Consider the following 267-nt stretch of genomic DNA (forward strand, 5'->3'; position numbering starts at 1 on the left):
GACCACCGCCCCCCAGCCCCAACAGCAGCTGGACCCGCAGTTCCTGGGCTCCATCATCCCGGTCGCCAGCGCGATCCTGAACAGCCTCAGCGCACCGCAAGGCGCACCGCAGACCACCGCCCCCCAGCCCCAACAGCAGCTGGACCCGCAGTTCCTGGGCTCCATCATCCCAGTCGCCAGCGCGATCCTGAACAGCCTCAGCGCACCGCAAGGCGCACCGCAGACCACCGCCCCCCAGCCCCAACAGCAGCTGGACCCGCAGTTCCT

Annotated in this window: 1 protein-coding gene; it reads left to right on the top strand. The window is 70.0% G+C overall.

Annotated elements, in window-relative coordinates; genetic code table 11:
- Window positions 1–267 (top strand): hypothetical protein (locus ACWD26_RS31420; protein ID WP_451275331.1); only part of this gene is annotated, 267 nt, incomplete at both ends.

It is taken from the genome of Streptomyces sp. NPDC002787, assembly GCF_053592095.1.